This is a genomic window from Streptomyces sp. NPDC056361 (assembly GCF_042262805.1).
Lineage (GTDB): Bacteria > Actinomycetota > Actinomycetes > Streptomycetales > Streptomycetaceae > Streptomyces.
In genome coordinates, this window is the sequence record NZ_JBHJQI010000092.1 from 1 (window position 1) to 23,255 (window position 23,255).

The following is a 23,255-nucleotide window of genomic DNA, read 5'->3' on the forward strand; positions in this document are numbered from 1 at the left end:
GGGCGCCCCCTCGCGGGGCGCCGCCGTCCGACGTTCAGGACCGGCCGGTTCAGGAGGTCTTGAACGCGGAAGCGAGGCCGTAGCGCCACAACTGGTCGACGCGGGACCGCTCCTGGGCGTTCGGCGTCGCGTTCTGGCACGACGTGCCGGGCCCGCCACCCGACATCAGCTCGCTGCACGGGCCGCTGTAGTGGTCCGGCAGGCCCAGCACGTGCCCGGTCTCGTGGGCGGTCACCCGGGTGGAGTTGTACTGCTGGTTCTGCCGGTAGTCGAGGAAGATGTAACCGCCGCCGTGGCCGTCGGTGCTGGCGTACGAGCCGCGGGAGTCGTTGCCCTCGTAGTACCGGAAGTCCGGGTTGCTGCCCTCGACCAGCCGGACGTTCGCCACCGAGCTGTTCCAGATCTGCGCCGAGCGGGATATCTGCGTGCGGAAGCTCGGCGCGTTGGCGGCGCTGTAGACGACGGTGACGGCGGTCGCGCCCGGGGCGGCGGCCCGCTTCTTCGCCACCGACTTCACGACGGCGTCGAAGAAGGCCTGGTTGGCCTTGGCCTCCTCGGCCGAACCGGCGTACGCCGCGGTGGCGGCGCCGGCGGTCACGGCCGGCGCCGTGGCGGCCGCCGGGGCCGTACCGAGGGAGGCGGCGAGGCCGACGCCGAGGGTGGCGGTCAGCAGGGAGGTGAGGACCTTGGGGTGTCGCATGGGGGGCTCCTCCTGTTGGGGTCGGAGAGAGTCTCGGGGCAGCCGGGGCGCGCGGGGATGATGCCAACTCCCGATAGCCCCACCGCATCACCCCTGCGCGAAGCCACAACTGCCTTGGAATGCAAGGAGATTGAGTGGTTCCGGATGTCTGGTGCGACTCCCGGCCGCCGCCCTACCCTCGGCACATGGAGCTGGAGGTGAGACACCTGCGCGCGCTGTGCGCCATCGCGGACACGGGCAGCCTGCACAAGGCCGCGCGGCAACTCGGCATGAGCCAGCCCTCGCTGACCACCCAACTGCGCCGGATCGAGAACTCCCTGGGCGCCGAACTCTTCTCCCGCGGCCGCACCGGCTGCCGCCCCACCCCCCTCGGCCGCACCCTGCTCAGCAGGGCCCGCCCCCTCGTCGCGGACATGGCCGCGCTCGTCACCGAGACCCGGGCCGCGGCCGCCCGCACCGGCGGGCCGGGACTCCGCGTCGGCTCCACCGCCAGCCGGGCGCTCCCCGGCTGGCTGCGCCGGCTGCGCCAGCGACTGCCCGGCACCGACGTCGGACTCCGGATGGACGTCTCCGCCGGCGCGCTGCTGCGGGCGGTCGCCGCCGGCCAGCTCGACGTCGCGTTCGTCCACGAGGTGGAGGGCTGCCCCTTACGGGTCCCCGACGGCCTCGACGGCAGGATCCTCGTCGCCCGCGAACCGCAGTTCATCTCCATGGCCCGCGACCACCCGGCCGCCGACCGGCCCGTCGTCGACCTCGCCGACCTCGCCGACGACCACTGGATGGTCGACCCGACCGTCGACGGCGAATGGGACGGCCTCCGCCGGGTCCTCGGCGCCGCCGGCATCGACCCGCCCCTGCTGCACGGCGACTACCACACGGCCGCCTCGCTCATCGTCATCGGCGAGGCCGTCGCCCCCTGTCAGCCCACCTCCGTCCCGCGCGAGGACATGGCCATCCGCCCCCTCCGCGGCGACCCCCTCGCCGTCCGCCTCCTCCTCTACGCGCGCCCCGACGCCCCCCTCGACCTCCTCTACGCGGAACTCGCCTCCGCCTACCGCGAGGTCGCCCTGCGCGCGGCCCCCTACCGCGAGTGGCTCCGCGACCAGGGGACGGCCGCGGGACTGTCCGTGGGGCCGTGCATGATGACCGTATGAACGAACGCGAGGACGGCCCCGTCCCGGCAGCCGTACGGCACGCGCGCCCCGAGGAACTGCCCCGGATCGTGGAGCTGATCGCCGAGCACGCCGCGTACGAGAAGGCGGCCGCCCCGGCGCCCGGCCTCGCCGAACGCCTCGCCCGGCTCCTCTTCGGCACCGAACCGCCCCGCCTCCGCTGCCTCGTCGCCGTCCTCCCCGACGGCACCCTCGCCGGCTACGCCACCTGCGCCCCCGAACTCTCCACCTGGGACGGCGCCGAGTACCTCCACATGGACTGCCTCTACCTCACCGAGGCCTCCCGCGGCCACGGCCTCGGCCCCCTCCTCGCCGCCGCCGTCACGGCCGAGGCCCGCGCCCTCGGCCTCACCGAGATCCAGTGGCAGACCCCCGTCTGGAACGAAGGCGCCATCCGCTTCTACGACCGCCTCGGCGCCACCTCCAAGGAGAAGCGCCGCTACAGCCTCCCCGCGGACCCGGCCTAGGCCGGACCCGACCCGGGGGGTGTCCTGCCGGTCAGGCCGTCCAGGACGCGGTCGGCGTGGTGGGCGGCCTCGGCCGGGTCGAGTGGTGCGTGGCCGACGAGCAGGCGGTACCAGAACGTGCCGAAGACCTGATCGGCGGCGAGCTCCAGGTCCGCGCCGGCGGGCACTTCGCCGCGGTCGAGGCCGCGGGCCAGCAGCTCCTTGACCACGGCGCGGCGGGTCTCCACCCACTGCCGGAAGACCTCCTCGAAGGCGGGGTCGAGCTGGGCCTCGGCCATGAGCCCCCGCAGCGCCCGCACCCTCAGCGGATGCTCCGACACCCCGTAGAGGGCGGTGACGAACGCCGTCAGGTCCTCCCTGACGCCGCCCTCGTCCGGCACGGGCATGCGCTGCTCGATGGTCTGCCGGTACGCGTCCATGACGAGCGTCGGCCGCGACTTCCACCAGCGGTAGACGGTGCTCTTCGCGACATCGGCGCGCCTGGCCACGCCCTCCATCGTGATGCCCTGGTAGCCGACCTCCTCCAGGAGTTCGGCGGCGGCGGCGAGCACGGCGTCGTGCGCGTCCTGGCTGCGCACGCGACCTCCGGTGCGGGGGGCGGAGGCGCGGCGGGCGGGGGGTTTCTCTGCGGACACCCGAGCACCGTAGCAGTGTGGTAGCTTCAAATCGAAACGCGACGCAGCGTTTCGATTAATGCTTCTACGAGGGGGAACACCATGAGCACGATCATCGTGTCGCACGGACTCGGCATGACCAGCACGGACCACTGGTACCCGTACCTGCAGGACGAACTGGCCGCCGCCGGCCACGAGGTGCGCGTCCCCCAACTGCCCGACGCGCACGCCCCCCAGGCCGACGCCTGGCTGAAGACCCTGTCCGCCGAGGCCGAGGCCGCGGACGCACCCGCCCCCGACACCGTCCTCGTCGGCCACAGCCTCGGCGGCGTCAACATCCTGCGGCTCCTCGCCCAGCACGACGTCGAGGCCGAAGGCCCGTACGCCGGCGTCGTCCTCGTCGCCTCCATGGCCGGCGAAGTCGGCTACGACGCCCTCGCCCCCTTCTTCGACCCCGGCTTCGACTGGCCCCGCATCCGCCGCGCCGCCACCTCCTTCCGCGTCCTCCACGCCGCGGACGACCCCGTCACCGGCCCCGCGACCGCCGACCACGTCATGAAGTTCGTGACCGAACTCGGCGCCACCGCCACCGTCCCCGCCGAAGGCGGCCACTTCCCCGGCCCCGACACCACCCTCCCCCGCCTCCCCGAAGCCCTCCGCCTCGTCACCGACCTCCTCCCCGCCTGACCGCACACGCCAAGGGGCCCGGCCGTGACGGCCGGGCCCCTTGGCGTATCGGGGAAGAAGAAGGTCAGGCCTTCTTCGTCTCCCAGAAGATGCGGTCGATCTCGGCGATGAGCTCGAGGGCCTTCTCGCCGGTCTTGGGGTCGGTGGACGCCTTGGCGGCCGAGAGGGCCTTCAGGGTGTCGTTGACCAGCTGGTTGAGCTCGGGGTACTTCTCGAAGTGCGGGGCCTTGAAGTAGTCGCTCCAGAGCACCGAGACGTGGTGCTTGGCGAGCTCCGCGCGCTGCTCCTTGATGACCGTGGCGCGGGCGCGGAAGTGCGCGTCCTCGTTCGCCTGGTACTTCTCCTGAACAGCCTTGACCGACTCGGCCTCGATGCGGGCCTGGGCGGGGTCGTACACGCCGCAGGGGAGGTCGCAGTGGGCGCTGACCGTCACCTTGGGGGCAAACAGGCGGGAGAGCATTGAGCCGTCCTTCCTCGTGATCGTCTTCTCAGGTGGGACATTACTCGGTGAGAAGGGCGTTTTCGCGGGCGCCCCCTGGGGCTTAGGTCAAAAGTCCAGGGTCACCACGGGACTCGTGTACGAGTGGACGAGCGGACGCGCGGGCGGATCGGGAGGTGCCGGATGAGGGAGTCGGGGCGGGAGCAGGTGGCGGAGGCCGGGCCGCCGTTCGGGATCGCCGAGGTGACGGGGGTGTCGATGGTGCCGGCGCTGCTCCACGGCGACCGGCTGTTCGTGCACTACGGCGGGCGGTTGAAGCCCGGGTGCGTGGCGGTGCTGCGGCATCCGCTCCAGCAGGATCTGCTCATCGTGAAGCGGCTGATCGAGCGACGTGACGGCGGCTGGTGGGTGCTGGGGGACAACCCGGCCGCCGAGGGGGACAGCCGGGTGTTCGGGGCCGTGCCGCCCGAGCTGGTCCTCGGGCGGGTGCGGGCGCGGTACCGGCCGGTGACGCCGGGGCGTCAGCGGTCGGCCGCGGTGACGCTCTCCTGGCTCGTCTCGGCGGTCAGGCCCGTGTGGTCGGTCCGTTCGGCCTCCAGGCGCTTGCGGGCCCGGTAGGCGGCGACGTTGGCGCGGGTCGCGCAGCGGTCCGAGCAGTAGCGGCGGGAGCGGTTGGTGGAGGTGTCGAGGTAGGCGTTGCGGCAGGGCGGCGCCTGGCAGAGGCCGAGCCGGTCGGCGCCGAACTCGGTCAGGTGGAAGGCGAGGCCCATCGCCGCGATGGCCGCGTAGCCCGCGGTGGGGTTCGACGGGTGGTCGGCGAGGTGCATGTGCCAGCGGGGGCGGCCGTCGTCGTCGAGGAGGTCGTGGCCGGAGATCTGGGGGCTGACGGGGAACTCCAGGAGGAGCGAGTTCAGCAGGTCGACGGCGCCCGTGTGGTCGCCCTCGTCGGCCGCGGCGAAGACCGCCCGCAGCCGGGCGCGTACCGACCGGAACCGGCTGACGTCGGGGTCGGTGACCCGCCGGGCCATCTGGGTGGCCGGGCCGAAGAGCTCCCGGATGACCTCCACGGAGGTCAGGGTGTCCTTGTTGCGGGCCGGCTCCTCGGTGTTGACCAGACGCACGGCATAGTCCGAGTAATAGGCCAGTTCCACTTGTAGTCCTTACTCCGGCGGGCTAGGGTCTCGGTCGTGAGGGGTAATGGCTATGTCCCCTTCGAGGGTATTACGAAGGAGCGGGGAGGGTACGGCGATGACCGGAACCGACTGGGCGGCCTGGCAGCGGAGCTGGGACCGTCAGCAGGAGTGGTACATGCCGGACCGCGAGGAGCGGTTCCGCGTGATGCTCGACATGGTCGAAGCGGTCGTGGGACCGAAGCCCCGCGTGCTCGACCTCGCCTGCGGTACGGGAAGTATCACGGATCGGCTCCTCCGGAGGTTCCCCGATTCCACCAGTACTGGAGTGGATCTCGACCCGGCCCTCCTGGCCATCGCCGAAGGGCACTTCGCCGGCGACCCGCGCGTCACCCTCGTGGCCGCCGACCTCAAGGACCCCGCCTGGACCGCTGAGCTGCCCCACGACACGTACGACGCCGTCCTCACCGCCACCGCGCTCCACTGGCTCCACAGCGAGCCCCTGACGGCCCTCTACGGGCAGCTCGCCGGTCTCGTCCGGGACGGCGGCGTGTTCCTCAACGCCGACCACATGATCGACGAGACCACCCCGCGGATCAACGCCGCCGAGCGCGCCCACCGCCACGCCGCCATGGACCGGGCCAAGGCCGCCGGGGCCCTGGACTGGGCCGAGTGGTGGGCCACCGCCGCCGCGGACCCGGCCCTCGCCGGACCCACCGCCCGCCGCTTCGAGATCTACGGCGAGCACGCCGACGGCGACACGCCCTCCGCCCGCTGGCACGCCGACACCCTCCGCGCCGCCGGCTTCGGCGAGGCGCGCCCGGTCTGGGCCTCGCCCTCGGACACCCTGCTCCTCGCCGTGAAGTAGCCGCGCGAGGGAATCCGGCGGACACGGCGAAGGGGCGGTACGGGTCACCCCGTACCGCCCCTTCGCGCATGCCTTACAGCACCTTGGACAGGAACGCCTTCGTCCGGTCGTGCTGGGGGTTGGTCAGGACGTCCCGCGGGTTGCCCGACTCGACCACGACGCCGCCGTCCATGAAGACCAGCGAGTCGCCGACCTCACGGGCGAAGCCCATCTCGTGCGTGACGACGACCATCGTCATGCCCGACTCGGCCAGGTCCCGCATGACGTCGAGGACGTCGCCGACGAGCTCCGGGTCGAGCGCCGACGTGGGCTCGTCGAAGAGCATCAGCTTCGGCTCCATCGCCAGCGCGCGGGCGATGGCGACACGCTGCTGCTGGCCGCCGGACAGCTGCGAGGGGTAGTTCCCCGCCTTGTCGCCCAGGCCGACCCGGTCGAGCAGGCGCTCGGCGCGCTCGCGCGCCACCGCCTTGGTCTCGCCCTTGACCTGGATGGGCGCCTCCATGACGTTGGCCAGGGCCGTCATGTGCGGGAAGAGGTTGAAGCGCTGGAAGACCATGCCGATGTCGCGGCGCTGGGCGGCGATCTCGGAGTCCTTCAGCTCGTAGAGCTTGTCGCCCTTCTGGCGGTAGCCCACCAGCTGGCCGTCGACGTACAGGCGGCCGGCGTTGATCTGCTCCAGGTGGTTGATGCACCGGAGGAAGGTCGACTTGCCGGAACCGGACGGGCCGATCAGGCAGAACACCTCGCCGTTCTGCACCTCCAGGTCGATGCCCTTGAGGATGTGCGCGGCGCCGTACGACTTGTGGACGCCCTCGGCCTTCACCATGGCGGTCATCGGGTCACCGCCTCACGGTTGGAGAATCGGGAGAGGTTCGCCTTGATCTTCTGCCACGGGGTGGGCGGCAGGGAGCGCAGCGACCCGCGGGCGTAGTGCCTCTCCAGGTAGAACTGCCCGACGCTGAACACCGAGGTCAGGATCAGGTACCAGATCGAGGCGACGAAGAACATCTCCATCACCGCGAACGAGGTCGAGGCGATGTCCTGGGCGGCCCGCAGCAGGTCGGGATACTGCACGGCCACGACCAGGGACGAGGTCTTCAGCATGTTGATGAACTCGTTGCCCGTCGGCGGGATGATCACCCGCATCGACTGGGGGAGCACCACGCGACGCATCGTCTTCGCCTGGCTCATGCCCAGCGCGTGCGACGCCTCCGTCTGGCCCTCGTCGACCGACTGGATGCCGGCCCGGACGATCTCCGCCATGTACGCGCCCTCGTTGAGGCCGAGACCCAGCAGGGCGGCCAGGAAGGGGGTCATGACATCGGTCATCTCGTCCTTGTAGAACCCGATGTTGAAGATCGGGAAGATCAGGGCGAGGTTGAACCAGATCAGCAGCTGCACGTAGACCGGGGTGCCGCGGAAGATCCAGATGTAGAGCCAGGCGACGGTGCTCGTCACCGGGTTCTTGGACAGGCGCATGACGGCGAAGACCACGCCGAGCACCAGACCCAGCGCCATCGAGGCGACGCTGATCAGGACCGTGTTCCCCAGGCCCTCGAGGATGCTGGGGTCGAACAGCTTCTCGGGGACGGTCGCCCAGCGGACGTCGCCCTGGGAGAACGCCACGACGAGCAGCACCAGCAGTGCCGCCACGACGACACCGGCGACCCAGCGACCGTAGTGGCGGACCGGAATGGCCCTGATGGCCTCCGGCGGGATCGCCGTCGGGGCGGGGGACGCCCCGGCGGGAACCTTGTCGACCTTGTCTTTGTCGAACTTGTCAGTCACAACGACTGCCCTTCAGTGGTGCCGGGAAGTCAGGAGCCGCCGTTGATCTTGGCCGCGGGGATGGCGCCGTCACCGGCGTTCCACTTGTCGAGGGCGGCCTTGTAGGAGCCGTCCTTGATGGCAGCGTCCAGGGCTTCCTTCAGCGCGTCGCGGAGCTGGGTGTTCTTCTTGTCGACGGCGATGCCGAAGAGGCCGGCGTCCGTCTTGTTCGCGATGGCCTCGAAGTCGTTGCCGCCACCCGCGGTCTGCGCGATGTACGCGGCGACCGGGGAGTCGTTCAGGTCGGCGACGGCGCCGCCCGCCTTGACGCGGGTCTGGGCCTCGGCGTCGGTCGGGAAGGACTCGAAGGTGAGGGCGGGCTTGCCGTCCTTCTTGCACTTCTCGGCCTGGTCCTTGGCGGCCTGCTCGTACGTGGTGCCGCGCTGGACCGCGAGCTTCTTGCCGCACAGGTCGTCGAGCGACTTGATGTTCTCGGGGTTGCCCTTCTTCACCAGGATGCCGGTGGAGGCGGTGAAGTAGTCGACGAAGTCGACGCCGGTGCCGGTCTTCTGGCCCTTGTCGTCCAGGCCCTCCTGGCGGGCCTTGGTGTCGGTCATCGACGACATGACGATGTCGGTGCGCCCGGTCGGCAGGGCCGTGAGCAGCGTGTCGAACGTGCCGCTCTCGAACTGGAACTTCACGCCGAGCTGCTTGGAGAGCGCCGCGGCGATGTCGGGGTCGACGCCCACGATCGTCGTGCCCTGCTTGAACTCCATCGGGGCGTAGGTGGCGTCCGTGCCGACCTTGATGACGCCGGCCTTCTGGATGTCCGCAGGCAGCTTGGCGAAGAGCGGGGCCGTGGAGGCCGCGCTGGTCTTCGTCCCGCCCTCGGGCGTCGAGCCGCCCTCGGTCTGGTCGCCGCAGGCGGTCAGCAGCATGGAGCCCGCGACCGCGATGGCGGCGACCGCGGCAAGACGGGACGTGCGGGTCTTGGCGACGGTCGTACAGCGCGTGGAGCGTGCGGTCATGGTCGGGTTCCTCCGGCGTTGAGGGAGTTGCCAGTAGGTCGCGTACGCGTCTTCGAGTGCCGCGACCTCGTGTGATTACGGCATCTTGCCATTCGGACCGCCTCAAACCGACGGCCAGTGATGTCAAAATCGGGTAACGGGTGACCCCCGAATCGCGACAGGCCGGTACATCAAGGCCGGACCATCTGCGGAATCCCTTCCCCTTCTCCGGAAAATCTCCGGTTCATCTCGCCATTCGGACGAGCGCAACTCGACCATTCGGGTGGGGTGTGCACCTATGGGGACATCGGGTGACGTGTCGTTCCCTGTCCGTGTCCGGATGCTCTCGGTATGAGTCGCGTCACCGAGAGGTTATGGACTCGTCTGCGGTGCCGTCTGTCCGGTAAGAAGGATCCTTACACCCCTCATCCGGGGCTCAGGGCGCGTTGTGCGGCGCGCCCGAGCGGCTGCCCGACAAGGCGGCCGCGGTGCCTCCCCACCCCTCCTCAACCAGGAGCGGCCACCCTCAAATGAAACAGACTTAAGGGGTCAACCCAATGGCAGCGGAGATCGTCAATCCTCGCAATGACAGCGGCACCGAAGAAACTCCCGAAGAGCTCTTCGACCCTGTCTTCGCGCTCCACCGGGGCGGCAAGATGGCCGTGCAGGCCACCGTGCCCCTCCGGGACAAGGACGACCTGTCCCTCGCTTACACGCCCGGCGTCGCGAAGGTGTGCACCGCGATCGCCGAGCAGCCCGAGCTGGTCAACGACTACACCTGGAAGTCGCAGGTCGTCGCGGTCGTGACCGACGGCACGGCCGTTCTCGGTCTCGGTGACATCGGCCCGGAGGCCTCCCTCCCGGTCATGGAGGGGAAGGCCATCCTCTTCAAGCAGTTCGGCGGCGTGGACGCGGTCCCGATCGCCCTCGCCACCACCGACACCGACGAGATCGTCGAGACCGTCGTCCGGCTGGCCCCGTCCTTCGGCGGCGTCAACCTGGAGGACATCTCGGCCCCGCGGTGCTTCGAGATCGAGCGCAAGCTCCAGGAGCGCCTCGACATCCCGGTCTTCCACGACGACCAGCACGGCACCGCGATCGTCACGCTCGCGGCCCTGCGCAACGCGGCGAAGCTGACCGGCCGGACCCTCGGCGACCTCCGCGGCGTCATCTCCGGCGCGGGCGCGGCCGGCGTGGCCATCGCCAAGTTCCTGCTGGAGGCCGGCCTCGGCGACGTGGCGGTCGCCGACCGCAAGGGCGTCGTCAGCCGGGACCGCGAGGACCTCACCGACGTCAAGCGCGAGATCGCCGAGCTCACCAACAAGGCGGGCCTGAGCGGCTCCCTGGAGGCCGCCCTCGCCGGCGCCGACGTCTTCATCGGCGTCTCCGGCGGCACGGTCCCCGAGGAGGCCGTCGCCTCCATGGCCCCGAACGCCTTCGTGTTCGCCATGGCCAACCCGAACCCCGAGGTCCACCCCGACGTCGCGCACAAGTACGCGGCCGTCGTGGCGACCGGCCGTTCGGACTACCCGAACCAGATCAACAACGTCCTCGCGTTCCCCGGCATCTTCGCCGGCGCGCTCCAGGTCCGGGCCTCCCGGATCACCGAGGGCATGAAGATCGCCGCCGCGAACGCCATCGCGGACGTCGTCGGCGACCAGCTCGCCGCCGACTGCGTCATCCCGTCGCCGTTCGACGAGCGGGTCGCCCCGGCCGTCGCCGCCGCGGTCGCCGCCGCCGCCCGCGCCGAGGGCGTCGCGCGCCGCTGAGCTCGCTCCTGAGCGCCCTGAAGGGGCCCCGTTCCGCACCGCGCGGGACGGGGCCCCTTCACGTGGGCGGAGCGACCGGGCGGGGCGACCGGGCGGAGCGACTGGGGGGTGTGTCACACGGGTGTGTGGTTCCGCCATGCACCCGTCGGACCCTAGGGTCGGGGCCATGTTCGCTGCCTACGCTGCCCGAATCGACCGTGACCAGCCGCTGAACGGCCTTGAGTTGGGGGAACGCCCCGAACCCGAGGTGCGGCCGGGATGGACCACCGTGACCGTGAAGGCGGCCTCGCTGAACCACCACGACCTGTGGTCGTTGCGTGGGGTGGGGCTGCCCGAGGGAAGGCTTCCGATGATCCTCGGCTGCGATGCCGCGGGCATCGACGAGGACGGGAACGAGGTCGTCCTGCACTCCGTGATCGGTCAGACCGGTCACGGAGTGGGGCCGGACGAGCCGCGGTCCATCCTCACCGAGCGGTACCAGGGGACGTTCGCCGAGCGGGTGACCGTGCCCCGCTGGAACGTGCTGCCCAAGCCGAAGGAGCTGTCCTTCGAGGAGGCCGCCTGCCTGCCCACGGCCTGGCTGACCGCCTACCGCATGCTCTTCACCAACGCCGGGGTGCGGCCCGGGGACTCGGTCCTCGTCCAGGGCGCGGGCGGCGGGGTCGCCACGGCGGCGATCGCCCTCGGGAAGGCGGCTGGCCTGCGGGTCTACGCCACCAGCCGTGACGAGGCGAAGCGGAAGCGGGCCGTCGAACTCGGGGCCGTCGAGGCGTACGAGCCGGGCGCGCGGCTTCCGCAGCGGGTGGACGCGGTCATCGAGACCGTCGGCGCCGCCACCTGGTCGCACTCGGTGAAGTCGCTGCGGCCGGGCGGCACGCTCGTCATCTCGGGTGCCACGAGCGGCGACCGGCCCGCCCACGCGGAGCTGACCCGGATCTTCTTCCTGGAGCTGAAGGTCGTCGGTTCGACGATGGGCTCCAAGGACGAGCTGGAGGACCTGCTGTCGTTCTGCTCGGCGACGGGCGTCCGGCCGCTCATCGACGACGTGCTGCCGCTGGACCGGGCGCGGGAGGGCTTCGAGCGGATGGCCTCCGGCGAACTCTTCGGAAAGATCGTGCTGACGACCTCTTGATGACGCGTCAGTACACCTGATGAGATCTCCGGCACGCGAAACGTGAACATCACTCACCTTGTCGTGCCGGAGGTCCCCTTGTTGCGAACCACCCTCGCCGCGGCCGTCGCCGTCGCCGCGCTGCTCGCCCCGACGGCCGCCCACGCGGATCCGGTCGCCCCGGCGGTCCCGGCCGCTCCGGCGGCGACGGGCATACCCGCCCTCACCGACGCGCACGGCCGCGTCCTCACCCTGCGCGGTTGGAACGTCGGCGACAAGGCGCACAGCGGCGACGCCGCCCTCTCTGCCGTCACCGAGAAGCACTTCCGCGACATGCGGGCCAAGGGCTTCGACTTCGCCCGCCTGCTCGTCTTCTGGGACGACCTGGAGCCCCGCCCCGGCCAGTACAGCCAGACGTACCTCCGGAAGATCGAGCGCGTCCTGGACTGGGCCGCGCGCTACGACGTCAAGGTCGTCCTCGACGCCCACCAGGACGTCTTCGGACCCGCCTTCGGTCACCGGGGCATCCCCGCCTGGGCGACCAGGACCGATGGCCTGCCCTTCACCCCGCACCCGGACGACTGGTTCTCCGAGTACTTCGAGCCCGCCGTGCAGCGGGCCTTCACCCACCTGTACGAGGACGAGGACCTGCGGCAGGCCCAGGCCCGCATGTGGCGGGTGCTCGCCGACCGCTTCGAGGACCACCCGGCCGTGCTCGGCTACGACCTGATCAACGAGCCGATGGGCGAGCTCCGCGAGGGCGAGGACCTGGCGACGGCGGCCCGCCGGATCGAGCGGGACCAGCTGACCCCCATGTACAACCGGATCGCGGACGCGGTCCGCGCCGTCGACCGCGACAACTGGGTCTTCGTCGAGCCGACCCCCATCGTGGGCGAGGGCGTGCCCACCGGGCTCGGCCGGATCGACGACCCGAAGGTCGTCTACGCCCCGCACTTCTACAACGGCGCCATGGAGGCGGGCGGCGACTACGACCCGGCCGCCGGCTGGATCGAGAACTACGAGCAGGCCGTCGTCCAGTACCCCAAGGAGTACAAGGTCCCCGTCATGGTGGGCGAGTGGGGACCGCTCGACAACTCCCGGCCGAACATGAACCGCTTCTACCGGGAGGCCATGGCCTCGCTCGGCCGCTACAGCTCCGGCTGGGCGGGCTGGGAGTGGTGCTACGGCGGCGGCTACTGCGCGGTGGACGGCACGGGGGCCTTCCGCACGAACAAGGAGCTCACCGCCGAGCCGTACGCCGAGGCCGTCGCCGGCACCGTCCGCTCCAGCGCCTACGACCCGGCGGCCGGGGTGTACCGCCTGTCGTACGACTCCGGCCGGCGCGGCTCCCGCGTCACCGAGCTCTCCCTCCCGCCCGGCACCTGGCGGCTGAAGGCCCGCGGCGCCGCGGTCGTCCTCCGCAAGTCCCCCAGCAGGGCCTGGGTCCTGGCGGCTCCCGGCGCCCGGGTCACGGTCACGGCCACCCGAGGCTGACCCGGCGCGGTCCGGTCCGGTCCGGCCCGGCGCGGTCCGCACCCGCCCCGCCCCGCCCCGCCACAAGCGTCAGGCTTCCGAGCGCGGGTGCAGCAGGCCGGTGATGCGGATCGCGGCCGTCGAGAGGTGGTGGCGGGTCTCGGTCAGCTGCTCCTGGGTCACCCCGTGGTCGCGGGCGGCGTCACGGATCTCGTCGCGGAAGCGGTCGAGCAGCCGGTCGAGGTCCCGGGCCGGGTCGCCGGACGGCTCGGTCTCCCGGGCCCACTCCGGAGCGTCGGCGGCCGGGGCCTCCGCGAACGGCGGCTCCCGGTCGGCGGCCTTCGGGTGGGTCGTGCCCGCGACCAGGCCGCCGAGCTGGGCCGTGATGTCCGAGATCCCCTCCCAGACCCCCTTGGGCCAGTCGCCGCGCGAGAAGTGGTCCTGGACCTCCTCCTGCACCTGCTGGGCGATCCGCTGGAACTCCTTCGCCTGGCGGCGCGCGGATTTGGCCTCGGCGCGGGCCTCGCGGGCCTGCTCCTTCCACTCCTGCCCGACCCGGCGCAGCTCCTCCTTGGCGTCGGCGAAGGCGGAGAACTCCGCAGCCCGGGTCCGCCCCGCCTCCGCGCGCATCTCGCTGCGCACCCGGCCGGCCGCGCCGCGCACGTCGTCCCGGATCTCCGCCGCCAGCTCCGAGACCGACTCGCGGATCTCCCGCTCCAGGTCCTCCAGCTCGGCGTCGCGCCCGGCCAGCTCGGCGCGGCCCGCGTCGGTGATCGAGTAGACCTTCCGGCCGCCCTCGCTGGCGTGGGTGACGAGGCCCTCGGCCTCCAGCTTGGCGAGCCGCGGGTAGACCGTGCCGGCCGACGGCGCGTAGAGCCCCTGGAAGCGCTCCTCCAGGAGGCGGATCACCTCGTAGCCGTGGCGCGGGGCCTCGTCGAGCAGCTTGAGCAGATAGAGGCGCAGACGGCCGTGGGCGAAGACGGGGGGCATGTCAGAGCACCTTTCCGGTCGCGGAGGGGGCGGCGGGCGGGAGGGCGGCGGCGTCCTCGTCCGCCTCGGGGCGGCGGAGCAGGGCGATGGAGCCGGAGACGGTGGTCGCCTTGAGCGTGCCCCGGCCGGCGCCCAGGGTGCCGGTGATGGACTTGGCGCCCCACATGCCGCCCACGCGAAGGTCCTCGAAGGCGTTCGACACGGAGCCGCTGGTGGTGCTCGCCTCGACCCGGGCGTCCGCCGGGTGCGGCAGTCGGATGGCGACCTCGCCGGAGACGCTGGTGAGCCGGATGTCCGCGGGCGGTCCGTCGAGCTCGGCCGGGTCGAGGTCGACGACCATGTCGCCGCTGACCGTGTCGGCCTTCACCGAGGCGCCCGAGCCCTCGATCACCGTGACGTCCCCGGTCACCGAGTTGACCCGCAGGGCGCCCGTCACCGACTGCGCGGCCAGGTTGCCCGAGACGCTCTCGGCGCGGACCGGGCCCGAAAGCCCGAGGAGGGTCGTGTCGCCCGTGACACCCCGGACCTCCGTACGCCCGCTGACGCCGGAGACGACGGCCTCGGCGCCGACGACCCCCACCTCGACGTCGACGCCCGCGGGGACGGCGACGGAGACGACGGCCCGGCGCTTGAACTCCTTGCGGTCGAGCCACTTGAGGATGCTCTTCCACTGCAGGTCCTCGTAGCTCACGGTCAGGGTGGAGCCGTCCTGCGACACGATCAGGGGCGGGCCCTCGATCTCGGAGATCTCCACCCGGACGGAACTCTCGTCGGTCCCCACCACGTTCACCGCGCCGTTGACGATGCGGACCTGCAGGCGGGTGACGGGGCCGGCCGGCGCGAGTTTCACCGGCTCGGTGACGGACCACTCTGTCATGGTGCTGACCTCCCGTTCGGCAACGCAACATATCGCGTCTCTCGATAGACACGATATATCGCGGTGAAGGGAAGTCAACCCTGACTCTCCCCTGACAGGGTGGGGGCAATTACCTTCGTACGCGGACAAATTGGCCTAGCGTAGGGCCCATGAACGCGACATCCGGACCGAACCCCGTCGGGGCGCTGCTGCTCTGCCGTGCCGACCCCCCGGCGGTCCGCCCGCCTGCCGGCCTCCTCAGGGAGCAGCTCCTCCTCGCCCCCGCGGGCACCGGCTGGAGCGTGCTCGTACCGGAGGGGAAGCCCTGGCTGCACGGCGGGGAGCCGGTCGAACAGGTCGTCACCGGCTGGGCCACCGCGCTCGCGGTCTCCGCCGCCACCTGGCCCGTCGTCGCGCTGTGGTGGGACCGCGAAAGGGCCGGACTCACGCTCGCCGCCGGCTTCCGCCGGACCGTCGGCTACACCTGGCTCGCGGACGGCACCCCCGTCGGCGAGGACGAGGCCATGCGGACCTTCGCCGCCCGGCTCTCCCTCGACCCCGTCCTGGACGTCCAGGCCCTGGAACCGCTCACCGGGCCCGACCCGGAAGCCGACGCCCACAGCCGGCTCGTCGGCGTCGTCGCCGTCCTCGCCCGCGCCGGTCTCGCCCTGCCGACCGGCCTCACGCCCGGCGAGCACGCCGACCGGCTCCGCTCCGTCGCCCTGGCCCAGGGCGCCGAGCAGCTCGAAGGGCCCGGCGACGGGATCGCCCCCGCCCTCACGAAGCTGAAGACCTGGGGAGGCGACGCCGTGCGCGCCGAACTCGACGCGGTGGTGGAGGGGCCCCTCGGCCGGTACGCGCGCGGCCCCCTGGCGCGCGCCCTGAGCGGGGTGCAGCTGGCCGCCGGGGTGCCGCTGCTCGCCTGGGGCATCGGCCGGCGCAGCGGCGGCTGGGCGACGGCCGGGGCGCTGCTCGTCGCCCACGGGGTGCTCGGGCTCGCCTGCGAACGGCCGCGGGAGTGACCCCGCCGCCGGGCGCGGCTCCTACTCGTCGTCGTCCTCGTCGTCGTCCAGACGCGCCAGCCAGGTCGCGAGGCGCTCGACCGGCACCTCGAAGTCGGGGTTGAGGTCGACGAAGGTCCGCAGCTGCTCGGCGAGCCACTCGAAGGTGACCTCCTCCTCGCCGCGCCGCTTCTCCAGTTCCTCGATGCCACGGTCGGTGAAGTACATGCGCCCAGGATAGGCCGCGCACGCCGGAGGCCCGGCACCCACCTGGGGTGCCGGGCCTCCTTCCGTGCGCGCACGGAGTCCGTACGCGCACGGCGTGGTCGATCAGGCCTCGAAGACCTCGTTGACCAGCTGCTGCTGCTCCGCCTGGTGGCGCTTGGCCGAGCCGACCGCCGGGGAGGAGGAGTGCGGACGCGAGATCCGGCGCAGGCGCTCGCCCGCCGGGATGTCCGCACCGACCGCCAGGTCCAGGTGGTCGATCAGGTTGAGCGCGATGAACGGCCACGCACCCTGGTTCGCCGGCTCCTCCTGCGCCCAGATGTACTTCGCGGCGTTCGGGTACTTGGCGATCTCGGCCTGGAGCTCGGCACCCGGCAGCGGGTACAGGCGCTCCAGACGGATGATCGCGGTCTCCGTGTCACCGCGCTTCTGACGCTCGGCCTCCAGGTCGTAGTAGACCTTGCCGGCGCAGAAGACGACCTTGCGGACGCCGGCCGGGTCGACCGTCGTGTCGCCGATCACCGGGCGGAAGCCGCCGGTGGTGAACTCCTCCACCGTGGACGCCGCGGCCTTCAGACGCAGCATCGACTTCGGGGTGAAGACGATGAGCGGCTTGTGGTGCGGGTTGTGGACCTGCCAGCGCAGCAGGTGGAAGTAGTTCGACGGCAGCGTCGGCATGGCGACCGTCATGTTGTCCTGGGCGCACATCTGGAGGAAGCGCTCCGGGCGCGCGGACGAGTGGTCCGGGCCCTGGCCCTCGTAGCCGTGCGGCAGGAGCAGCGTGACGCCGGAGGTCTGGCCCCACTTCTGCTCGGCCGAGGAGATGAACTCGTCGACGACGGTCTGCGCGCCGTTGACGAAGTCGCCGAACTGGGCCTCCCAGATGACCAGGGCGTCCGGGCGCTCCAGGGAGTAGCCGTACTCGAAGCCCATCGCCGCGTACTCGCTGAGCAGCGAGTCGTAGACGTTGTAGTGGGCCTGCTCCTCGGTCAGGTAGAGCAGCGGGGTGTAGTCCTCGCCGGTCTCCTGGTCCACCAGGACCGCGTGGCGCTGGCCGAAGGTGCCGCGGCGGGAGTCCTGGCCGGACAGCCGGACCGGGGTGCCCTCCATCAGCAGCGAGCCGATGGCGAGGGTCTCGCCGAAGCCCCAGTCGATGGTGCCGTCGTCGATGGAGGCGGCACGGCGCTGCATCTGCGGCAGCAGACGCGGGTGGACCGTGATCCGCTCCGGGATGCTGACCTGCGACTCGGCGATCCGCTTCACGACCTCCTGGGAGACCGCGGTGGTGACGCCGACCGGGAAGGCGGCCTTGGCGTCCGGGACCGTCGTCGACGCCGGGGCGTTGGTGGCCTCGCGGACCTCCGCGAACACCTTCTCCAGCTGGCCCTGGAAGTCCTGGAGCGCCTGCTCCGCCTCTTCGAGGGTGATGTCGCCGCGACCGATGAGCGACTCGGTGTACAGCTTGCGCACCGAGCGCTTCTTGTCGATCAGGTTGTACATCTGCGGGTTGGTGAACTGCGGGTTGTCGCCCTCGTTGTGACCGCGGCGGCGGTAGCAGATGAGGTCGATCACGACGTCCTTGTTGAACGTCTGGCGGAACTCGAAGGCGAGCCGCGCGACGCGGACCACGGCCTCCGGGTCGTCGCCGTTCACGTGGAAGATCGGCGCCTCGATCATGCGGGCCACGTCGGTCGCGTACATCGAGGAGCGCGACGACTCCGGGGCGGCGGTGAAGCCGACCTGGTTGTTGATGACGATGTGGACCGTGCCGCCGGTGCGGTAGCCCCGCAGCTGCGACATGTTCAGCGTCTCGGCGACGACGCCCTGGCCGGCGAAGGCCGCGTCGCCGTGCAGGGCGACGGGCAGGACGGTGAAGTCCGTGCCGCCCTTGTTGATGACGTCCTGCTTGGCGCGGACGATGCCTTCCAGGACCGGGTCGACCGCCTCCAGGTGGGAGGGGTTGGCGGCCAGGGAGACCTTGATCTCCTCGCCGTCGAGACCCACGAAGGTGCCCTCGGCGCCCAGGTGGTACTTGACGTCGCCGGAGCCGTGCATCGACTTCGGGTCGAGGTTGCCCTCGAACTCGCGGAAGATCTGCGCGTACGACTTGCCCACGATGTTCGCGAGGACGTTCAGGCGGCCGCGGTGGGCCATGCCGATGACGACCTCGTCGAGGCGCGACTCGGCGGCCGAGTCGATGACCGCGTCGAGCAGCGGGATGACGGACTCGCCGCCCTCCAGGGAGAAGCGCTTCTGGCCGACGTACTTCGTCTGCAGGAAGGTCTCGAAGGCCTCCGCCGCGTTCAGCCGGCGCAGGATCCGCAGCTGCTCCTCGCGCTCCACGCGGGAGTGCGGGCGCTCGACGCGGTCCTGGATCCACTTGCGCTGCTTCGGGTCCTGGATGTGCATGAACTCGACGCCGGTGGTGCGGCAGTACGAGTCGCGCAGCACGCCGAGGATGTCGCGGAGCTTCATCATCGACTTGCCGGCGAAGCCGCCGACCGCGAACTCGCGCTCCAGGTCCCACAGGGTGAGGCCGTGCTCGGTGATGTCCAGGTCGGGGTGCTTGCGCTGCTTGTACTCCAGCGGGTCGGTGTCGGCCATGACGTGGCCGCGGACCCGGTAGGAGTGGATCAGCTCGAAGACCCGCGCGGCCTTGGTGACGTCGTCGTCGTGCGACGCGTCGATGTCCTTGAGCCAGCGGACCGGCTCGTAGGGGATGCGCAGGGCCTTGAAGATGTCGTCGTAGAAGCCCTCCTCGCCGAGGAGGTAGTTGGCGACGACGCGCAGGAACTCGCCGGAGGCGGCGCCCTGGATGACCCGGTGGTCGTACGTCGAGGTCAGGGTCATGACCTTGGAGATGCCCAGCTTGTTCAGGGTGTCCTGGGAGGTGCCCTGGAACTCGGCCGGGTAGTCCATCGAGCCGACGCCCATGATGACCGACTGCCCGGGCATCAGGCGCGGCACGGAGTGGACGGTGCCGAGGCCGCCGGGGTTGGTCAGGGAGACCGTGACGCCGGTGAAGTCGTCCATCGACAGCTTGCCCACGCGGGCCCGCTTGACGATGTCCTCGTACGCCTGCCAGAACTCGAAGAAGTTGAGCGTCTCGGCCTTCTTGATGCCCGCGACGACGAGCTGGCGGTCGCCGTTGGGCTTCACCAGGTCGATCGCGAGACCGAAGTTCACGTGCTCCGGCTTGACCAGGGTCGGCTTGCCGTCCTTCTCCGCGAAGGAGTAGTTCATCGACGGCATGGCCTTGATCGCCTGCACCATCGCGTAGCCGATCAGGTGCGTGAAGGAGATCTTCCCGCCCCGGGCGCGCTTCAGGTGGTTGTTGATCACGATCCGGTTGTCGAAGAGCAGCTTCACCGGGACGGCGCGGACGGACGTGGCCGTCGGCACCTCGAGGGAGGCGTTCATGTTCTTCGCGACCGCGGCGGCGGGGCCGCGCAGCGTGATCAGCTCCGGGCCCGCGGGGGCCTCGGCGGCCGGGGCGGCCTTGGCCGGCGCCGGAGCGGCGGCGGCGGGCTTCGCGACGGCCGGCGCGGGGGCCGCGGCAGGCTTCACCGGAGCAGGGGCCGCGACCGGGGCGGGCGCGGGGGCCGGGACGACCGCGGGAGCCGAAGGCGCGGCCTGTGCGGGGCTCGCCTGCGGCGCGGCGGACGCGCTCGGAGTGGTGGCGGCCGGGGTCTCCGATGCGCCGGGCTTGTAGTCGGCGAAGAAGTCCCACCAGGCACGATCGACCGAATTCGGGTCCTGGAGGTACTGCTGGTAGATCTCGTCGACGAGCCACTCGTTGGCACCGAAGGCGGCTGCGGGGCTCACGCCCGGCCCGTCTTGGTCGGCCGGGGAGCTCGGGGTACTGGGGGACTGAGACGACACGGCGGCAACCGCCCTCTTCCGCTTCGCAAGGTGATGGACAGCGGAAATAAAGGCTACGCCTGTCCGGCCGAGAGGTGCAGGCCGGGCAGTCCAACGTCGCGCAAGTCACACTCGACGGGGTGTTTCGGGGCCGTGAATGGCGGGAAACAACCATGGTTCCGTCGGTGTGAGGGTACGGAAAAGCGCGGGCACGGCCCCCTTCGGCCGCATCCCTGATCGCGCACGCTCACGTAGGCGCAGGTCCCGCTCACGTACAAGCAGGTCCCGTCCATGTACACGCAGAACATGCGCTTCCGGTTCGAACCCTACGTCAATCTCTCGGGCGAAGGCTGCCCGGAAGAGTGACTCTGATGCGGCACCCACGTGACGATTCGGCCACACCGATCCCGCCGCCGTGGAGATCCACCGCCCAGCGCGCGATCGCCAGGCCCAGACCCGTGCCGCCGTCGCTGCCCGGACCGGGCCGGTGCGGCGCCGAGCCGCGGTTGAACCGCTCGAAGACCTTGTGCCGCTCCGACTCCGGGATGCCGGGGCCCTCGTCCTCGACCTCCAGCTCCAGCGAGTCCGGATACGGGCCGCGCCGGGCCCGGACCGTGACCCGGCCGTGCGGCGGCGAGTGCTTCACCGCGTTGTCGATCAGGTTCGCCATCACCTGGTGCAGCCGCTCCGCGTCCGCGCGCGCGACCAGCTCGGGCGGCGACACGTCCAGGTGCAGGTGCACGTCCGTGCGGTTGTGCAGCCCCGACGTGGAGGACAGGCCGCGCTGGGAGGCGGCGAGGTTCGCCTCCCGCAGCACCCCCGACAGATAGGGCCAGACCTCGAAACGGCTCGCCCGCAGCGCCACGACACCGTTGTCAAGACGCGACAGGTCCAGAAGCGTCTCGACGAGCCGGCCGAGCCGCTCGGTCTGCTTCAGGGCCGACCGCATGGTCTCCGGATCGGCCTCGGAGACCCCGTCCACCACGTTCTCCAGCACCGCCCTGAGCGCGGCGATCGGGGTCCTGAGCTCGTGCGAGACATTGGCCACCAGCTCCTTGCGGTGCCGGTCGACGGCCTCCAGGTCGTCCGCCATGCGGTTGATCGTCGACGCCAGGTCGCCCAGCTCGTCCCGCCGGTCCGCGCCCCGCACCCGGCGGCTGAAGTCGCCGCGCGAGATCGACCCCGCCACCGTCGTCATCTCGTCGAGGGGGGCCGTGAGGGACTGCGCCACGAACTGGGTGATCAGCAGGGTCGCGATCATCGCGAAGACCGTGATGTACCGGAACTCCGTGGACGTGCGGATCGCCACCAGGGCGAGGCCGGAGGTCAGCAGGACCGCCCCGACGACCAGGGCGCCCAGCTTCGTCTTGATCGAGATCACGATCCGGCGGGGCCGTCTCGGCCGGTGCGTTCCCTGTCCCACGTGCGGCCTCCCCGGCCCCGGCCGGCTCACGGCGCCGGGGTCTCCAGCGCGTAACCCACTCCGTGGACCGTGCGGATCCGCTCGGCTCCGATCTTCCGGCGGAGCGCCTTGATGTGGCTGTCCACGGTCCGGGTGCCCGAGGCGTCCGCCCAGTCCCACACCTCGGCCAGGAGCTGCTCGCGGGAGAGCACCGCCCGCGGGGTGCCCGCCAGGCAGACCAGCAGGTCGAACTCGGTCGGGGTCAGGTGCACGTCCTCCGCGCGCACCCGGACCCGGCGCTGCGCGTGGTCGATCTCCAGCTCGCCCAGGCGCAGGATGCCGCTGCGCGGGGTCACCGCCGCCAGCGCGGCCCGCTCCACCCGGCGCAGCAGCACGTGCACCCGGGCGGCCAGCTCGCGCATCGAGAACGGCTTGGTCATGTAGTCGTCCGCGCCGACGCCGAGGCCGACCAGCATGTCGGTCTCGTCGTCACGGGCGGTCAGCATGAGGACCGGGACGGGGCGCTGCGCCTGGACCCGGCGGCACACCTCCAGGCCGTCGAAGCCGGGCAGCATGACGTCGAGGACCATCAGGTCGGGCTGCCAGGCCTCGGCCGCGTCGACGGCCGCGGGACCGTCCGTCGCGGTCTGCACGAGGAAGCCCTCGGCACGCAGCCGCGCGGAGATCGCCTCGACGATCGTGGCGTCGTCCTCGACCACCAGGACGCGCCGCTGGGCCCCCGGAGTGGCCGCCGCACCGTGGTGAGTGGTGTGTGTCTGCTCCATTGCCCCGCCTCGCGTCGCCGATGTCGGCTCAGCAGCCTAGAGGTACCGGCGGCGTCCCGGCTATCCAGGAGCGGTCCGGGCGCCGTCAGGGACGTACGGCGAGGTGGACCGCGTCGGGGACGCCCCGGGCAACCGGGATCTCTTCCGTCCGTACCCCGCTGAATCCGGCATTCCGCAACGACTCTTCGAAATCGGCGGAGGGCCGTGCGGACCACACGGCGAGCACCCCGCCGGGTTTCAGGCGGGCTGCGCAGGCCGCCAATCCCTCAGCCGAGTAAAGGGATTCGTTGTCCTCGGTGACCGTCCAGTCGGGGCCGTTGTCGATGTCCAGGCAGAGGGCGTCGTACATGTCGGTCGAGGAACGGAGGTAGTCCATCAGGTCCGTGTGCAGGATCACGGTCCTCGGATCGGCGAGCGCGGCCCCGGAGACGGCGGCGAGCGGGCCCTGCCGGTGCCAGTCGATGATCGCCTCCTCGCGCTCGGCGACGACGATGCGCCCCCAGCGGGGGTCGGCGGCGGCGTGGGCGAGCGAGAAGCCGACGCCGAGGCCGCCGACGAGGACGGTGGCGCCGGAGCGCGAGCCGGCGGGGAGGGCGGCCAGGGCCGCGTCGATCAGGAGCCGCTCGGAGCGGCCGTCGGAGGTGTCCATGAGGAAGGTGCCGTTGGCGATGATCTCGAAGTGCTCCGCGCGGCGGCGCAGCACGACCTCTCCGTACGGTCCTTCGCGGCGGTCGAGGGTCAAGGGGGAGGACATCGTCGTATCCGCTCTCGTCTCGGCAGTCTGTCCCGGCCATCCTCGCGGGGCGGGGAGGCCGGGACAAACACGTTTCGGAGTCGAGGCGTCACGGAGCGGACTCGTGGAGCCGGTTCGCGGAGCGGGTGCGCGAGGCCGGTCCACGGGGTGGGGGCGTGAGGCCGGTTCGTGGAGCGG

23 protein-coding genes are annotated in these 23,255 nt (G+C 71.4%); 9 read left to right on the forward strand and 14 right to left on the reverse strand.

Features of this window, described 5'->3' with window-relative positions:
• Positions 1–49 precede the first annotated feature (49 nt).
• Positions 50–700: a snapalysin gene (snpA, locus tag ACFCY7_RS26350; RefSeq protein WP_376488533.1), complete on the reverse strand. Its 651-nt coding sequence runs from the start codon at positions 698–700 to the stop codon at positions 50–52.
• Between the two features lie 185 nt (positions 701–885).
• Here snpA and ACFCY7_RS26355 point away from each other — a divergent pair, with 185 nt between their 5' ends.
• Together ACFCY7_RS26355 and ACFCY7_RS26360 are read left to right on the forward strand one after the other, a co-directional pair.
• Positions 886–1,854, forward strand: coding sequence for a LysR substrate-binding domain-containing protein (locus ACFCY7_RS26355; protein WP_376488534.1), 969 nt, complete (start codon positions 886–888; stop codon positions 1,852–1,854).
• A complete protein-coding gene (locus ACFCY7_RS26360) occupies positions 1,851–2,339 on the forward strand; it encodes a GNAT family N-acetyltransferase (protein ID WP_376488535.1) in 489 nt (162 codons plus the stop codon). The genes ACFCY7_RS26355 and ACFCY7_RS26360 overlap by 4 nt, the downstream gene beginning before the upstream one ends.
• On the opposite strand, the gene ACFCY7_RS26365 is transcribed toward ACFCY7_RS26360, so the two are convergent.
• Positions 2,336–2,974 (reverse strand): TetR-like C-terminal domain-containing protein, encoded by a 639-nt coding sequence (locus tag ACFCY7_RS26365; protein ID WP_376488536.1) that lies wholly within the window; start codon positions 2,972–2,974, stop codon positions 2,336–2,338. The genes ACFCY7_RS26360 and ACFCY7_RS26365 overlap by 4 nt on opposite strands.
• A gap of 81 nt (positions 2,975–3,055) precedes the next feature.
• Between ACFCY7_RS26365 and ACFCY7_RS26370 the strand changes: the two genes are divergently transcribed.
• The gene (locus ACFCY7_RS26370) at positions 3,056–3,640 is read left to right on the forward strand and encodes an RBBP9/YdeN family alpha/beta hydrolase (RefSeq protein WP_376488537.1); all 585 of its coding nucleotides are present in this window, start codon (positions 3,056–3,058) and stop codon (positions 3,638–3,640) included.
• A 64-nt stretch (positions 3,641–3,704) separates the two neighbouring features.
• Here the strand turns inward: ACFCY7_RS26370 and sodN are convergent, their stop codons facing one another.
• Entirely contained in the window at positions 3,705–4,100 is a 396-nt protein-coding gene (gene sodN / locus ACFCY7_RS26375) for a superoxide dismutase, Ni (protein ID WP_017236240.1), read from the reverse strand.
• Positions 4,101–4,262: 162 nt separating this feature from the next.
• Here sodN and sodX point away from each other — a divergent pair, with 162 nt between their 5' ends.
• Positions 4,263–4,697 (forward strand): nickel-type superoxide dismutase maturation protease, encoded by a 435-nt coding sequence (gene sodX, locus ACFCY7_RS26380; RefSeq protein WP_376488538.1) that lies wholly within the window; start codon positions 4,263–4,265, stop codon positions 4,695–4,697.
• On the opposite strand, the gene ACFCY7_RS26385 is transcribed toward sodX, so the two are convergent.
• Positions 4,601–5,230 (reverse strand): CGNR zinc finger domain-containing protein, encoded by a 630-nt coding sequence (locus ACFCY7_RS26385; protein WP_376488539.1) that lies wholly within the window; start codon positions 5,228–5,230, stop codon positions 4,601–4,603. The genes sodX and ACFCY7_RS26385 overlap by 97 nt on opposite strands.
• Positions 5,231–5,327: 97 nt before the next feature.
• On the opposite strand from ACFCY7_RS26385, the gene ACFCY7_RS26390 reads away from it, so the two are divergent.
• Positions 5,328–6,077 carry a class I SAM-dependent methyltransferase gene (locus ACFCY7_RS26390; protein WP_376488540.1) on the forward strand — a complete coding sequence of 250 codons (750 nt, stop codon included), beginning with the start codon at positions 5,328–5,330 and terminating at the stop codon, positions 6,075–6,077.
• Positions 6,078–6,150: 73 nt separating this feature from the next.
• On the opposite strand, the gene ACFCY7_RS26395 is transcribed toward ACFCY7_RS26390, so the two are convergent.
• Genes ACFCY7_RS26395 through ACFCY7_RS26405 form a run of 3 tightly spaced genes read right to left on the reverse strand, consistent with a single transcriptional unit; the run spans position 6,151 to position 8,872 of the window.
• Positions 6,151–6,912, reverse strand: coding sequence for an amino acid ABC transporter ATP-binding protein (locus tag ACFCY7_RS26395; protein WP_367827477.1), 762 nt, complete (start codon positions 6,910–6,912; stop codon positions 6,151–6,153).
• Positions 6,909–7,865: an amino acid ABC transporter permease gene (locus ACFCY7_RS26400; protein WP_376488541.1), complete on the reverse strand. Its 957-nt coding sequence runs from the start codon at positions 7,863–7,865 to the stop codon at positions 6,909–6,911. The genes ACFCY7_RS26395 and ACFCY7_RS26400 overlap by 4 nt, the downstream gene beginning before the upstream one ends.
• A gap of 29 nt (positions 7,866–7,894) precedes the next feature.
• Positions 7,895–8,872, reverse strand: a complete 978-nt coding sequence (locus ACFCY7_RS26405; protein WP_376488542.1) for an ABC transporter substrate-binding protein — start codon at positions 8,870–8,872, stop codon at positions 7,895–7,897.
• Positions 8,873–9,408: 536 nt separating this feature from the next.
• Between ACFCY7_RS26405 and ACFCY7_RS26410 the strand changes: the two genes are divergently transcribed.
• From ACFCY7_RS26410 to ACFCY7_RS26420, 3 genes are all read left to right on the forward strand, one after another.
• On the forward strand, positions 9,409–10,620 hold the full coding sequence (locus ACFCY7_RS26410) for an NADP-dependent malic enzyme (protein WP_376488543.1): 1,212 nt from the start codon (positions 9,409–9,411) through the stop codon (positions 10,618–10,620).
• A 166-nt stretch (positions 10,621–10,786) separates the two neighbouring features.
• Positions 10,787–11,752 carry a zinc-binding dehydrogenase gene (locus ACFCY7_RS26415; RefSeq protein ID WP_367827474.1) on the forward strand — a complete coding sequence of 322 codons (966 nt, stop codon included), beginning with the start codon at positions 10,787–10,789 and terminating at the stop codon, positions 11,750–11,752.
• An 81-nt stretch (positions 11,753–11,833) separates the two neighbouring features.
• Positions 11,834–13,225, forward strand: coding sequence for a cellulase family glycosylhydrolase (locus ACFCY7_RS26420; protein WP_376488558.1), 1,392 nt, complete (start codon positions 11,834–11,836; stop codon positions 13,223–13,225).
• A gap of 69 nt (positions 13,226–13,294) precedes the next feature.
• Here the strand turns inward: ACFCY7_RS26420 and ACFCY7_RS26425 are convergent, their stop codons facing one another.
• Positions 13,295–14,194: a helix-turn-helix transcriptional regulator gene (locus ACFCY7_RS26425; RefSeq protein ID WP_376488544.1), complete on the reverse strand. Its 900-nt coding sequence runs from the start codon at positions 14,192–14,194 to the stop codon at positions 13,295–13,297.
• 1 nt (position 14,195) lies between these two features.
• Positions 14,196–15,071, reverse strand: coding sequence for a DUF4097 domain-containing protein (locus ACFCY7_RS26430; protein ID WP_376488545.1), 876 nt, complete (start codon positions 15,069–15,071; stop codon positions 14,196–14,198).
• Between the two features lie 149 nt (positions 15,072–15,220).
• Here ACFCY7_RS26430 and ACFCY7_RS26435 point away from each other — a divergent pair, with 149 nt between their 5' ends.
• Positions 15,221–16,072 (forward strand): hypothetical protein, encoded by an 852-nt coding sequence (locus tag ACFCY7_RS26435; protein WP_376488546.1) that lies wholly within the window; start codon positions 15,221–15,223, stop codon positions 16,070–16,072.
• 21 nt (positions 16,073–16,093) lie between these two features.
• Here the strand turns inward: ACFCY7_RS26435 and ACFCY7_RS26440 are convergent, their stop codons facing one another.
• From ACFCY7_RS26440 to ACFCY7_RS26460, 5 genes are all read right to left on the reverse strand, one after another.
• Entirely contained in the window at positions 16,094–16,279 is a 186-nt protein-coding gene (locus ACFCY7_RS26440) for a DUF6104 family protein (RefSeq protein ID WP_024761804.1), read from the reverse strand.
• 102 nt (positions 16,280–16,381) lie between these two features.
• Positions 16,382–20,158 carry a multifunctional oxoglutarate decarboxylase/oxoglutarate dehydrogenase thiamine pyrophosphate-binding subunit/dihydrolipoyllysine-residue succinyltransferase subunit gene (locus ACFCY7_RS26445; protein ID WP_376488547.1) on the reverse strand — a complete coding sequence of 1,259 codons (3,777 nt, stop codon included), beginning with the start codon at positions 20,156–20,158 and terminating at the stop codon, positions 16,382–16,384.
• Between the two features lie 310 nt (positions 20,159–20,468).
• Entirely contained in the window at positions 20,469–21,560 is a 1,092-nt protein-coding gene (locus tag ACFCY7_RS26450) for an ATP-binding protein (protein WP_376488548.1), read from the reverse strand.
• A 26-nt stretch (positions 21,561–21,586) separates the two neighbouring features.
• On the reverse strand, positions 21,587–22,324 hold the full coding sequence (locus tag ACFCY7_RS26455) for a response regulator transcription factor (protein WP_017236227.1): 738 nt from the start codon (positions 22,322–22,324) through the stop codon (positions 21,587–21,589).
• A gap of 85 nt (positions 22,325–22,409) precedes the next feature.
• Positions 22,410–23,078, reverse strand: a complete 669-nt coding sequence (locus ACFCY7_RS26460) for a spermidine synthase (RefSeq protein ID WP_376488549.1) — start codon at positions 23,076–23,078, stop codon at positions 22,410–22,412.
• Positions 23,079–23,255 lie beyond the last annotated feature (177 nt).

Bases quoted from the DNA above. Each gene is read 5' to 3' on its own strand.
- snpA (WP_376488533.1), bottom strand. From the start codon at position 700: ATGCGACACCCCAAGGTCCTCACCTCCCTGCTGACCGCCACCCTCGGC.
- ACFCY7_RS26355 (WP_376488534.1), top strand. From the start codon at position 886: ATGGAGCTGGAGGTGAGACACCTGCGCGCGCTGTGCGCCATCGCGGAC.
- ACFCY7_RS26360 (WP_376488535.1), top strand. From the start codon at position 1,851: ATGAACGAACGCGAGGACGGCCCCGTCCCGGCAGCCGTACGGCACGCG.
- ACFCY7_RS26370 (WP_376488537.1), top strand. From the start codon at position 3,056: ATGAGCACGATCATCGTGTCGCACGGACTCGGCATGACCAGCACGGAC.
- sodN (WP_017236240.1), bottom strand. From the start codon at position 4,100: ATGCTCTCCCGCCTGTTTGCCCCCAAGGTGACGGTCAGCGCCCACTGC.
- sodX (WP_376488538.1), top strand. From the start codon at position 4,263: ATGAGGGAGTCGGGGCGGGAGCAGGTGGCGGAGGCCGGGCCGCCGTTC.
- ACFCY7_RS26390 (WP_376488540.1), top strand. From the start codon at position 5,328: ATGACCGGAACCGACTGGGCGGCCTGGCAGCGGAGCTGGGACCGTCAG.
- ACFCY7_RS26395 (WP_367827477.1), bottom strand. From the start codon at position 6,912: ATGACCGCCATGGTGAAGGCCGAGGGCGTCCACAAGTCGTACGGCGCC.
- ACFCY7_RS26405 (WP_376488542.1), bottom strand. From the start codon at position 8,872: ATGACCGCACGCTCCACGCGCTGTACGACCGTCGCCAAGACCCGCACG.
- ACFCY7_RS26410 (WP_376488543.1), top strand. From the start codon at position 9,409: ATGGCAGCGGAGATCGTCAATCCTCGCAATGACAGCGGCACCGAAGAA.
- ACFCY7_RS26415 (WP_367827474.1), top strand. From the start codon at position 10,787: ATGTTCGCTGCCTACGCTGCCCGAATCGACCGTGACCAGCCGCTGAAC.
- ACFCY7_RS26425 (WP_376488544.1), bottom strand. From the start codon at position 14,194: ATGCCCCCCGTCTTCGCCCACGGCCGTCTGCGCCTCTATCTGCTCAAG.
- ACFCY7_RS26430 (WP_376488545.1), bottom strand. From the start codon at position 15,071: ATGACAGAGTGGTCCGTCACCGAGCCGGTGAAACTCGCGCCGGCCGGC.
- ACFCY7_RS26435 (WP_376488546.1), top strand. From the start codon at position 15,221: ATGAACGCGACATCCGGACCGAACCCCGTCGGGGCGCTGCTGCTCTGC.
- ACFCY7_RS26440 (WP_024761804.1), bottom strand. From the start codon at position 16,279: ATGTACTTCACCGACCGTGGCATCGAGGAACTGGAGAAGCGGCGCGGC.
- ACFCY7_RS26455 (WP_017236227.1), bottom strand. From the start codon at position 22,324: ATGGAGCAGACACACACCACTCACCACGGTGCGGCGGCCACTCCGGGG.
- ACFCY7_RS26460 (WP_376488549.1), bottom strand. From the start codon at position 23,078: ATGTCCTCCCCCTTGACCCTCGACCGCCGCGAAGGACCGTACGGAGAG.